General features: G+C 28.3%; 6 protein-coding genes. 2 read left to right on the top strand and 4 right to left on the bottom strand.

Features of this window, described 5'->3' with window-relative positions:
• Nucleotides 1–77 precede the first annotated feature (77 nt).
• Nucleotides 78–1,544, top strand: coding sequence for an RNA polymerase factor sigma-54 (gene rpoN, locus ASC36_RS07400; protein WP_055425858.1), 1,467 nt, complete (start codon nucleotides 78–80; stop codon nucleotides 1,542–1,544).
• A gap of 10 nt (nucleotides 1,545–1,554) precedes the next feature.
• Nucleotides 1,555–2,349 (top strand): thymidylate synthase, encoded by a 795-nt coding sequence (locus tag ASC36_RS07395; RefSeq protein ID WP_055425857.1) that lies wholly within the window; start codon nucleotides 1,555–1,557, stop codon nucleotides 2,347–2,349.
• Nucleotides 2,350–2,461: 112 nt separating this feature from the next.
• On the opposite strand, the gene ASC36_RS07390 is transcribed toward ASC36_RS07395, so the two are convergent.
• The 4 genes from ASC36_RS07390 to ASC36_RS07375 all read right to left on the bottom strand — a co-directional run bounded on the left by ASC36_RS07390 (nucleotide 2,462) and on the right by ASC36_RS07375 (nucleotide 12,924).
• The gene (locus tag ASC36_RS07390; protein ID WP_055425856.1) at nucleotides 2,462–3,973 is read right to left on the bottom strand and encodes a YARHG domain-containing protein; all 1,512 of its coding nucleotides are present in this window, start codon (nucleotides 3,971–3,973) and stop codon (nucleotides 2,462–2,464) included.
• A 250-nt stretch (nucleotides 3,974–4,223) separates the two neighbouring features.
• Nucleotides 4,224–5,618, bottom strand: coding sequence for a DHA2 family efflux MFS transporter permease subunit (locus ASC36_RS07385; protein ID WP_055425855.1), 1,395 nt, complete (start codon nucleotides 5,616–5,618; stop codon nucleotides 4,224–4,226).
• Between the two features lie 651 nt (nucleotides 5,619–6,269).
• The gene (locus ASC36_RS07380) at nucleotides 6,270–6,932 is read right to left on the bottom strand and encodes a YiiX/YebB-like N1pC/P60 family cysteine hydrolase (protein ID WP_055425854.1); all 663 of its coding nucleotides are present in this window, start codon (nucleotides 6,930–6,932) and stop codon (nucleotides 6,270–6,272) included.
• A 79-nt stretch (nucleotides 6,933–7,011) separates the two neighbouring features.
• Entirely contained in the window at nucleotides 7,012–12,924 is a 5,913-nt protein-coding gene (locus tag ASC36_RS07375; protein WP_055425853.1) for an alpha-2-macroglobulin family protein, read from the bottom strand.
• Nucleotides 12,925–13,212: the final 288 nt, after the last annotated feature.

Here is a 13,212-nt window from a genome sequence, read left to right as displayed (position 1 = left end):
TTTGTATCTTAAATATTAATAGTGTAAATTTGAATTTATAAACCTTACTTAATCTACTTTTATAAAGAAACTATTTTATGTTAAAACAGGATTTAAGACTAAAACAACTTTTAAAACTATCTCCTCAACAAATTCAACTAATGAAACTAGTTCAGCTTCCAATCCTTGCATTTGAAGAAGTAGTAAAACAAGAAATTGAAGAAAATCCTGCCTTGGAAGATGACAATGATGATTATTATGATTCTTCAGATTCCTTTGATTCTGAGAATGATTTTGATGATTCAGGAGATAGTGAAATTATTGATGCTCCGGACATTAATATAGATGAATATCTGAGTGATGATGAAGTTCCCAGCTATCGTGTTCAATCTAATAACTATAATGACGATGATGAAAATAAGGAATTACCGTATGCTCAATATGAATCTTTTCAAGAACATATAAGCTCACAATTACATACATTTAGATTAACTGAAAATGAAGAAGAAATAGCCGATTTTATTGTTGGAAATTTGGATGATGACGGATACTTACGTAGAGATTTATCTTCTATAGTTGATGATTTAGCCTTTACTCAAGGTATTTATACTAATGTAGAAACAATTGAAAAATTACTAACAAATTATATTCAAAGATTAGATCCTACAGGTATTGGAGCTAGAGATCTCAGGGAATGTTTATTACTGCAACTTAGAACAAAAAATCCCACTGAATCTACAGAACTTGCCTACAAAATTATTAATGAAATGTTTGATGCTTTTACAAAAAAGCATTATAATAAAATTCAGCAAAAATTTTCTATTTCTGAAGAAAATCTTAAACGTGCTGTTAATGAAATTGAACGTTTAAATCCGAAACCAGGAAAAGCTTTTACAAATAATTCAAAAAATACCGAACAAATTATTCCTGATTTTACTATTCGAATTGTTGATGGTGATTTGGAACTGACACTCAATGGAAGGAATGCCCCTGAGTTAAAAATATCCCGAGAATATTCTGAAATGTTGGATACGTATAAAAATACCGAACATAAATCGAGAGAACAAAAAGACGCGGTAATGTTTGTTAAGCAAAAGTTAGATTCTGCTAAGTGGTTTATTGATGCCATTAAACAACGTCAACAAACCTTATATATAACCATGAAATCAATTATGGACTATCAAATGGATTATTTTTTAACCGGAGATGAAGAACAAATTAAACCGATGATACTTAAAGATATAGCTGAAATTACCGGTTTAGATATATCCACTATTTCAAGGGTTGCGAACAGTAAGTATGTAAATACTCCTTATGGAACTTTGCTTATAAAGGATTTATTTTCTGAAAGCCTTACCAATTCGGAAGGAGATGAAGTTTCCACGCGTGAAATTAAAACCATCTTACAAGAAGTAATTGAAAATGAAGACACCAAAAAGCCTCTTACCGATGATAATTTGATGAAAATACTTAATGATAAGGGATATAATATAGCTCGAAGAACCATAGCCAAATATAGAGATCAGCTAAATATTCCTGTTGCAAGATTAAGAAAAAAAATATAATTTATCGTCTATGCAGGCCTATTTAGAACTTTTACAGCATATATTAGACAAAGGAACTAGTAAGCAAGATAGAACCGGAACGGGTACAATCAGCACTTTTGGATATCAAATGCGATTTAATTTACAAAATGGATTTCCTCTTATAACTACTAAAAAACTTCATCTACGTTCCATAATTTACGAATTGCTTTGGTTTTTGAAAGGTGATACTAACATAAAATATTTGAATGATCATAAAGTTCGAATATGGAATGAATGGGCTGATGAGAATGGAAATTTAGGTCCTGTTTATGGCCATCAATGGAGAAGCTGGGGAACTCCGAATGGACAATATATAGATCAAATTTCACAAATAATAGATCAAATTAAAAATAATCCCGATTCACGAAGAATTCTTGTTTCAGCCTGGAATGTTGCAGATATTCCTCAAATGGCTCTAGCACCATGTCATGCTCTGTTTCAATTCTATGTTGCAGACAAAAAATTATCTTTACAGCTTTATCAAAGAAGCGCTGATGTTTTTTTGGGTGTACCTTTTAACATTGCTTCCTATTGTTTATTGTTACATATGGTGGCTCAAGTTTGCAATTTAAAAGTGGGAGAGTTTATACATACTTTCGGGGATGTCCATATATATAAAAATCATATTAATCAAGTAAAACTTCAACTAACACGAGAGCCTCGCCTCCTTCCCAATTTGCATCTTAATCCTAAAATAAAAGATATTTTTAGCTTTCAATATGAAGATTTTTCTATCGATGGATACGATCCTCATCCTCATATTAAAGCAGAAGTTGCTATTTAATAATCGGATACTTGTTTTGTATAATCTATTTTTTATTTCTTTAATAGTTTATTTTAAATATTAGATATAATTAATGCATTAATATATCTAACATTTAAAAATCAGTAATAAATTATTTGTTATATTTAACTTCAATCTTATTTAATGAAGAATTATTACTATCTTTTTCTTTGAATATTACAGATATTAACCTTTTGTCTTTCCCTCTATTGGTAACAAAAACTTTTATATCCTTTTTTTGAGTAATCTTTTCTGTATCATTGATGATTTTATAACATTTCTTTTGCAGAAGTACATCCTTGTAATGATTGTAAGTGTATTTACAATTTAGATCCTTATCCTTTATATATCCGTTCAAAATATTATTATCATCATATATATATTCCTTAACCATATGTTCAGATCCATCTTCATCTTTATAATATTCTTTTTTCAAATTTCCTTCAACATCATAATCATATGATATGGAACTATTAAAATCATTATTTTGATAAATATCTTTTTTAATTATATTTTCATTTGCATCGTAATTAAAATATGATATTTCAGTTGTTTGATTAGTATAATCGAGTTTTACAGATTTGTAGGGCAGTCCCTTTTCATTATAATAATAAAAGGTATCATTTAAATCATCTATATGCTGTATAAGAAAATCGTTATGAAAATAATTAACATAAATATCTTTTTTAGCTACACAATCTTGCTGAAATATTGCAATTCCTTTTTTGTTAAATTCCGTCAATTTACATTTTTTACCATAAATACTATCTTTAACTATATGCTGTACTCTTTTTAGCGCATCTTTATCATATAAAGTATTACTGGTAGTTTCTAAAGGCAAAATATGACTGTACGTTTTTTTATTTATATCTTTATAGGCTATTAATTTTTTAAATAAATCAATCATAGCCACATTATCTGATTCAAGTTCATTTAACTCTATATCTTTATTTTCAATAACCGGTTCATACCATTCTTGCTTATAGAAATAGTTTACATCTTCAGGATTTGTGAAACGATACCCATATCTGGCATAAATTTCTTTTTTCATCAAATCTAATTCTTTTGGTTTTTTATTTTTTAAATCTTCTACTCCTAAACGGGTAAAAGCAGTTTGCGGATATTTACCGGGAAATTCTCGAGGTGTTAAGATAACTTCGTCATCATTAATACGACAATTTCTATTTCCGATCTCATCTTCAGTACAGACCATCAATTTAATATTTGTTTGATATTCCTTTTCTGGATTTTCTCTTTCTTTTAAAAATATAAAAGATGCCTTAATCTGATCTGAAGTAAAATTTCCATCCTCAATTTTTATATTGGTTAATTTTTCAACCTTTCGATGTAAATCGCCTCCTTTTCTACTATTAAAATCAATTTTTATAAATTCACTTATTCCTTGTGCATAGGTTTTACCATCCAGATTTAAAATTTTAATGTAAAAATTTTTTATATCATTCTTAAAATGAAAAATGGTATTTATCTTTTTAACACTATCCCCAACTTTTTCATTAACTAAGGAAGGATCAATTCTCTCTCCGGCTTGCGAGTAAAGTGTTTTTTTTTGTGCCATAAAAAAAATAGGTATGCATACCAATACACTCAAAAAAGTTTTTTTCATATAAAAATGTTTATTTACGCAAAAATACACAAATATGTATAACTGCAAATTTACCTTATTTTTTTATACAAACCTTCAATTTATTATATTAATTTATAAAAGTTTTGTGGACAGTTGGTTAATTGTTTATTTAATTGTTTAGAGTATCACAAAATAAAAGCTTATTAAAAATATTATGCCATATATTTTACATTAAATATTGGAATTTATAATTAAGTAGTAAATTGTATACTAGTAATTTTAAATAAGTTTAATTAATTTTCTTAATTCCTGACATTTCTGCTCCATCTTCAGATTTAAGATATTTAAATGTGAATGAGGAAACTATAGTAATTAAACCCAAGACCACTAAAGTTGCTCTAAAGCTTGAACTTACTTCTGTAAAGACATCCGAAAGATTAAATCCTCTTAAAATTATGGAGCTTAGAGATATTCCAAAGCTTATGGATAATTGTTGAGTAACGGATAGTATGGTATTACCTCCACTTGCATTAACAGGTGTTAACTCTGCTAATGAAATACTATTCATAGAGGTCATTTGAACAGAATTAAAAAAACCATATAATATAAGAATAGGAATCAACCAAAATATAGGAGTGTTTTTATCAGGCAAAGAAAATAATGAGATAGAAATGCCTAAAATGATTGTGTTATAAATTAATAATTTTCTATAACCGAACCTTTTTACCCATGGAATTACCCAGGATTTCGCAACAATGGTGGAGATGGCAGAAAATATAAGCATCACTCCGGATACTGTAGGTGATTTACCGAAACCTACTTGCAACATTAGTGGAAGCATTAGCGGAACCCCACCGATACCTAATCGGGTTATTAAATTTCCAATTATTCCAATCTTCAAGGTTCTTATTTTAAATAAATCTAGATCAATAATGGGCCGAACCACTTTTTTAGAATATATTACATATGTATATAGTAAGCTCATGCTTAATAATGATAAAATCATTATATTCACCATAGTCGTTTTTCCATCTACCGCAAATTCTAAGCTTAAGGACAGTGATACTAAACTTAAACTGAATAAAATAAATCCGATAAAATCGAATTTTCCATTAATTATTTTATAGTTTGGAAACGATTTCCCAGCGACTAATATTCCTAAAATTCCAATAGGAATATTTATTAGAAATATCCAATGCCAGCTCGCTATTTCAACCAACCAACCTCCTAAAGTGGGTCCAATAACCGGTCCTAGTAAGCCGGGTATGGTTATAAAATTTATAACTCTTAAAAGTTGATGTTTAGGATACGAATATATAAGTGTTAATCTGGAAACAGGCACCATCATGGAACCTCCTACAGCTTGTATTATTCTCATACATACCAACATTTTTAAAGATACTGACAATGCACATAAAAATGAACCTATGGTAAAAACAGTTACTGATAAAATAAATATATTTTTAGAGCCAAATTTATCTGAAAGCCAACCACTTAACGGGATTAATAACGCTATAGTTAATACATAAGCTATAAGTACTGACTGCATCTCAAGTGGAGATTTATCTAAGTCTTTAGCTATAGAAGGAAGAGCGGTATTCAAAATGGTTGAATCCAGAAATTGCATAAATATAGCCATTGCCGCTATCCATGGTAAAAATTTAGATACTTTTCCTTCAGTCATCTTTTATATAGCAAAATTTAATTTTATTTATATTTTATCAAATTATGTATAAAACTTATAGATTATAATGCAAATTTTGTACTGAAAATATGTTTATTAAAAACATATACCATTTCAAGAAATGGTAACAATTTTTTACAATGTATTATATAACTTTACTACTATTTAGAAGTTTATATATGCCTATAAATAAAGCCCTTTCTTTTAGAAAGGGCCTATATGGGAATATACAATTAGTTACTTTACTATCTACTTTGAATTTGAGTTTATATGATTCTTTTATGATAATAAAATAGATTTTTATATCATTATTAATTTATAAAGTTCAATATAGAACAGGTATGCAATATTTATTATGAGTAGTATATTCTCATTAATATAATACTAAAACAAAATATTTAGACAATATTAGTTGGTTAACTATCAACAAAATAAAATAATCTATGAACTTTATTTTGCTTTTTCATTGGAGGGCGATTGGTTTAATTTAAATTACTAAATATATAATGAAAATCCTATATCTCCGTCAAATGATCCAATGTAAATAATTCGTGAACAGCAATAAAGTAACTAATTTGAAAAACTAAGAATATTATATTTCAAATTAATAAAAAATTTAAAGATTTTTAAATTGACACTAGTTTTTGAAAATTAAGGTTTATAAGAATATAGAATATCAATCACGTCTGATTTTGACATGGCCCCCGGATTGATACCTAATCCTCCTTCCGGAATGGGGATTCCTAATTTTTGAAAATGATTTACCCAATATGGGATATATTCGCCTGTTTTAGGTGATTTAAAAGTCATTACATTTAAAGGGAATATCTCTTTATTTTGGTTGGAAATATATAATATTTTATATATAAGCTCTGAACAATAATAACGATCATTAGTTAAATCAAAAGCATCATCGTATTCTTTCCCAACTAATTTTAGGGCCTCTTTTATCGCTTGAGGAATCAATTTTTGATAAGGAGCTTTTAATCTACCTACCACAGAAATGGGAGGATAATTTTCATTTTTTTTTTGAATTAAATATTCTTCTAATGGAGTAATTTTTACTCTGGGATGAGTAGCCTCAATTACATAAAAAGAATCCGATAATGAATCTTTATACACTATTCCTACATGAGTAAAATTATAATTGCCAATCCCCGATGTAACTTGCTTAATTGCGCTGTCCATATTTTTAGAAAAGGATTCTTGAAATATTAAATCGCCCTCTTTAAGATCCAATGCAAACGAATTATGACTTTGAGAAAAAAAGAAACAGAATTGATAAATAACAACTAGGCAAAAATATTTTTTCATAGATCATACATTTCGATGCAAATATAAAAAACATATGAACAATCATATGTTTTTTATAATACTTCAATTAAAATATCAACTACTTATATTTTTTAATAATTATATGATTTTCACCACTGTATGCGGACATTTCAGGAGCATACATGGATTGTACTAAGGTAATACCGCTTGAAAAATTTCCTTCATAAGCAGCTCTAACCTCATATTCAAATACATACGTTCCTTTTCTCATATGTTCAAAGAAAAAATTAGTTGCAGCATCTCGAGTACTTTCATAATAACTTAAACCATTTTGATATTGGTAGGCAGTAAATATATTCATCGGTTCAAATCCGGAAGCTCTCATATCTTTGACATAAATAAAATCCATATCACGATCGGCTTTAATCACTAATCTAATCGTGATAATATCTCCAATTTTAATGTAATTTTGGTTGGTTATTTCTTGTAATTCAAAACTCTTATTTGATACAGTTTTTATAAATAATTTTTTTTGAATTTTAATTTCATTCCCTGTATTGGTTATTTTATTTAAATTTTCAAAATATTGCCAATATAATCCTCCCCATGCTATACCGGGAGATGTTTTTTCTATTTTTATTATACCCATATCGGATTGAATTTGCTCAGAATTCCAAGATTTTTTTAAATATCCTGTAGTTTGAATCATTGTAGAATCGGAAGTTGGATAGATTTGCTTTTTTCCATTAAAAATTTTAATGTTATTTTTTTCATCAGACCAATCTTTTCCGAAATTCATCAAAGCATAAATAGCATGAGTAGTTGCTTTAGTAGAGCTCCAAGAATGAGTCTGTCTATTACCTAATAGCCAAATTTTCATTTCCTCTACCGACCTTGTATCTTCAGGAGTTACCTCTGCAAAGGCTTCTATTATTTTGGTTTGCGCTTCTATGGGAGTTTGATACCTATCCCATCCTGCCTGATTATCTTTCCAATACATGCCCATAGATTCTGATTCCACCGAAGTTTCTTTTAAATGAAGAATTATAGTTCTTGCTGTTGAAGCATATCCAAATCTCTGCATAATTATCGCCAACATCGCTTTTATTTGTGTACCCGATTTTTTCAAATACTTCGTAATATTTTTATTTATATCTTGGATGTGTTTTTCAGTTTGCATCGGTAACGGATACCGGTCTTTCCAAAAACTTCTGATATAATAATATTGTATTAAATCACCCTCCTTGCCTATTTTTTCGAATTCTTTTTGGTTTAGGTAATGTAATGCCTCTCGATCTGAATAGGCAACAGCTTTTTTAATTACATTTTCCAAATCACTCTGAATATAGATTGAATATTGAGTACCTAACATTTTTCTTAATTGCCCTATTCCGGATATAATAATATCAGTTATATATGGATTGGAGTTTCCTCCTTCAAACCAAGCGAAGCCGCCGTCTGTATTCTGCAATTTGATAAGTTTTTCCTGAACTTGAGAGTTTTCTTGAGCCATTTTGTTTAAATCAAATAGCAAAGAAATTCTCTTTTTCTGCTCCGCTTCATTTTCAGCATTACGTATCCAAGGTGTTTCCTCTATAAGTATATTTTTAAATTCTTGATTGGATTCTAAATTAGATGGATTTACCCCTTTAACATTCCAATCATTCAATACATTTTTAATTTTCGGAAATGTATTCAATATAAATGTCGATAGCACATTCCCAAACAAACGACTAAATACCTGCTCAGAATTTTCATAGTGATATTCTCTCAAATAAGGAATGGAGAATAATGCCAACCAAACAGGATTTGTAGCTACCTCAAGACTTAAATTATAATTCAAAAGCGAACTTGAAGAATTAGTAATAAGCTTATCTAAACGATATTCTTTTTTTTCATTTTCTTTTATATTGATAGGTACAGTTTCTGTTATCAACACTCTATCGGTTACTATGGGAAGCGAATTTTCTTCTCCATCAGAAAAATTACCCGCTTGAGCCACTATGCGATAAGAAACGGCTTGGATATTTTTTGGAACTTTTATTTTCCAACTTACCTCTGCATTTTTAGATAGTTCGGCTTTAAAGGGAATAATGGGAGACAAATTATTAAAATTGGTATCTACCGGTTTTCGGGTAAGTGCATCAAAAAGAAAAAGTTGAGCATTCCCTTCCATACTTTTACCTGTTAAATTATTAATTTTCGCACTAATAATTATTTCATCTCCTTCTCTTAAAAATCTAGGAGTATTAGGTACTATCATAAGATTTTTTTGTGTTTGTACATGAAATTCTGCTGTTCCTGAATATAAATCTTTGGTGTGAGCCAAAATAAGGAGTTTCCATTTAGTTAAGGCCTCGGGGCAGGTAAATGAAAATGTAAAATTACCCTGTTCATCAGTATATAAATTAGGATAAAAAAAAGCTGTTTCTTTTAAATTAGTACGAAATTTCACCATTGAAAGACTATTATCTTTAATAACCTCTTGCTTAGAAACCTTTCCCCCGGTACGCATTTTATTCAGGTTGTTATCCAAAATTGAATTTGATAACATATATTCAGCTCTTATAGGAATGGCAAATGCGGAAGCAGCAACTCCATCTCTATCATAAATTTTATTAATAGTTATATCCTTCAAATTAACGATTTTTGGATTTTTATAAATTAAATAAGGAATGTTTTCAGATAATCTGGTTGATGAAGAATTATAACCCATCTCAAATACAGAATAATATAATATTCCACTAGGAAAATACTTCCAAGGAGTGAATGTATAAGCATTAGGAGCAAATTGATCTAATGATTCGTCGTATAAGGTAGCAAGAACTTCTGCAGCAATTTTGTCTTTGTCTTTACCACTAACGGTTAATTCCCAGCTTTCCTTTTCTCCCGGAATTAATTTATTTCTGAAAACTTTAGTAGTAATTTTTAAGTCCCTAGGCTCATCCATAATATCTATTTGAAAGCTTTTTGCTTGAAATCCACCATCTTTAATTAAATAAGATAAAACATAAAGACCCTTAGTAATAAAATCCTTTTTCGCGATCAAGGTATAAGTTCCTTTACCCTTAACTATAGGTATTTCTTTATGTAAAATCCATTTTCCGTTACTTTCTAAATGTAAAATAGCAGTTGAATTTTTTAAATCTGAATAAAAGTTAATTGTAATTCTTTCTCCTATTTTATATGAGGATTGAGAAGTATTCACACTAAAATATTCACTATCTGATGATTTTAATGATTCATTATCTTTAATTTCAATAATTTTTTGAGTTTTAATGGTATCTTTCCCCAACAAAGTTTCAGCTTCTACGAGATAAAATCCTTTAGGCAATTGGGAGGAAACAACTAGAGTATCTGATGTTTTGGTATCAAAATTATAAGTATATAATTTTTCTTTTTTCCAGGATGCTGGATTCTGCTCTTCTTTGGAGTAGGGTAAATGTGGAAAATATCGTTCAAAAGATACATTGTCATATAGCTGATATTCCGGAATATAAACTACCTTATTAGGAAGAAGCACCCTTGAAGGATTAATTAATTTTGATAGGTTAACTATACCTTGAGAAAATACTCTTACCTCATTTAAATTGGTAGATTGTATAATTATTTTCGTAAAATCTTTTTGTGTGGATACTTCCGGTAATTGTAGTGTTAATTGTATGGGTAAATCTCCAATGGTCACTTTAGTTTTTTTAGTTTGCGTTTCTCCGTTTATATCTGTTACATCAACCGATATAATATACGTATAATATCTATATTCATTATCTTTTTTTATGTCTTTTGCGATAGCTGGGTAGGAGATTGTAAAAACCCCTTCTTTATCTGTAGTCAATTCTCCTTGGGTTATTATTTCTGAATTATCTAGATACGGTATTGGATTATACAGCCGATATAAAGGGAATAGGTCTTTTCTTTCAATTCTGTATTGAACTTTTGCATTGGAAACAGGAGTTCCATTATAAGAAATTGCTTTACCTTTACTTGTAACCTGTTCATCTAATTTATAATTTCCTGAAAACTCATCAAATATTATCTCAAATTTTGGTCTTTTATATTCTTCTACTGAAAAATAATAAGCATCATTACTAAAATTGGAAGTTAAATAATAATTACCTGTCAATCCTTCTTGTGGCAAAATAAACTCTCCAAATACACTTCCATATTCATTAGATATTAATTCTAGTTTTGAGATTTCCTTTCCGTTCGCATTATTTAATGAAAGAATAACTTTTTGATTTTTTACTAATAAAGTTTTATTTTTATTTTTAGTATATATTATAACTTTAAAAAAAACTTTTTGTCCGGGTCTGTACATGGATCTATCCGTAAAAAATTCGCTTATCTTTTCCAAATCATTTTTAACTTCCTCAACTTCATTATTATAAAAGTTTGAAGGAAGTTTCATATAAGAATGTGAAGACGGAACATAAACATATATTTCACCATACTGTGCATTGAGTTTAGACAAGTCAAAAAATCCATGAGAGTCTGTATTAATAGAAAAGGATTCAAAGAGAATTTTTGAATTATTTTTACTTTTCTGTTTTTTATATAAGGTAATTGATCTATTGGAAAATACTTCTCCGGTTTTACGATTCAATAATTGAAATAGTGGATCTACATATCTTCCTAATTTAACAATACTCCAATCATGAACCATAAAGTACAACGAACCATTTATATCTGAATTAATTTCTTTTTTTGTCAAAAACTCTGAATTAGTTGACAATTCCAGGATATAATTTCCTTCAGGTAATCCATCTAACTTAACTAAAGTTGAATGAGAATCAAAATCTGAAAACGATTTCCATTCTAAAATACCATTCTTAACAAGTTTTTTATTTAATGAATAAATTCCATTAGTTTTAAATTCTGTATTACTTGAAGTATTGATCGAATCAATATCCGGATTTACTTGATAAATTCTATAATAAGCCTTATTAACATTGGTAGCTTCTATGATCAAAGGAATATTTTCATTCGGCAATAATATTTCATCCAATGAAGCATGGATGTTTATTTTCTGAATTTCATCGATAAGATTTTTACAATTTATTGACCAAGGATTATTTTGTGTATAAGTAACATTTTTACATATTTTAAATGCTTTTTCCTTATTTGTATTTACATACGTAGCGGCTGCTCTGTAATATAAATAGGCAGTAAACTTTTGGTCGGAGTATGAGTTTGCTAAATTCTCAATTAAATGGGCTTTATTCTCTGTCTTTTCCAAGGAACGATTAGTTTCTTCAATTTGATTAAGCTTATTATTTAAAAAAGCTGATTTATCAACATCATTTTTGTGAAATTCTAACAAGCCATTATAAAGATTATCGATTTCTTCTTTAATCTTGATACCTATAACTTCTTTATTTTCTTCCATATCTGACCAAGAATTAAATTCAATTTGTGAAAAAATTTCTTTTAAGGCTTCTATATAACGGGAAACTAAAATATCATATAAAGTAGGATATAAATCTATATTTTCATCTGTGTTTAAAATATTTTTCCAGTTTAAAGTTGTCTCTTTTTTTAATAAATGATCATTTTCAACAGATTCCTTGTACAGACTTAGACTTCTTTGCATTAGTTGCTTAGTAGACCAATTGCTTATATCATTGGAAAGAAATTCAGTGTTAATAATATTTCTTCTTTCCCAACTTGTTCGAAATAAATAATCTTCATAAATTTTAGCTAACATAGATTTTGTAATGGATAATGTAATTCCTTTAAAAGAATTCATTTCTTTTTCGAAATTATGGATAACTAATTTGTATGGATCATAATCTTTATCTTCTTTCGTTTGTGATATAATACGGTATTGATAAATTAATGCATTAATTATTTCTAAAGTGTTATTTTCTTTTTTAGCCTGATTATATAGTTGATTAATTTGGGGGAGTAAAGATTTAAACTCTCCATTATTCATTTCTTTATCTATTTCTTGCCACTTTTTTTCATAATTAATTTCTTGTGCCATACCTATATGAATTATCCAAACACATAAAAATAAATAGATCGATTTCATATTATTTTATTTCAAATTATAAAATATTTACATTTAGTTTATTACAATAAAGATGCATAAATTAATAATTTCCATAAATAATTTTTATAACTCTTTTTAATAATAAATTTTTTACTGGTATTGGGAGAAAAATACCGTTAATCGTAGATAGTAGAATGTTATAAGTTTATAAAAACAGGCAGGATATAACTTGCTGAATTAGTAATTAATAAGTATTAAATCCCGATATACTTTGCGAGTAAATTTATAGATATTTATTCATACGTTTAGCTAAGCATATTAATTCAA

The organism is Apibacter mensalis, assembly GCF_001418685.1.
In the GTDB taxonomy this organism is placed as follows: domain Bacteria; phylum Bacteroidota; class Bacteroidia; order Flavobacteriales; family Weeksellaceae; genus Apibacter; species Apibacter mensalis.
This window is presented reverse-complemented; position numbering and strand designations above follow the sequence as displayed.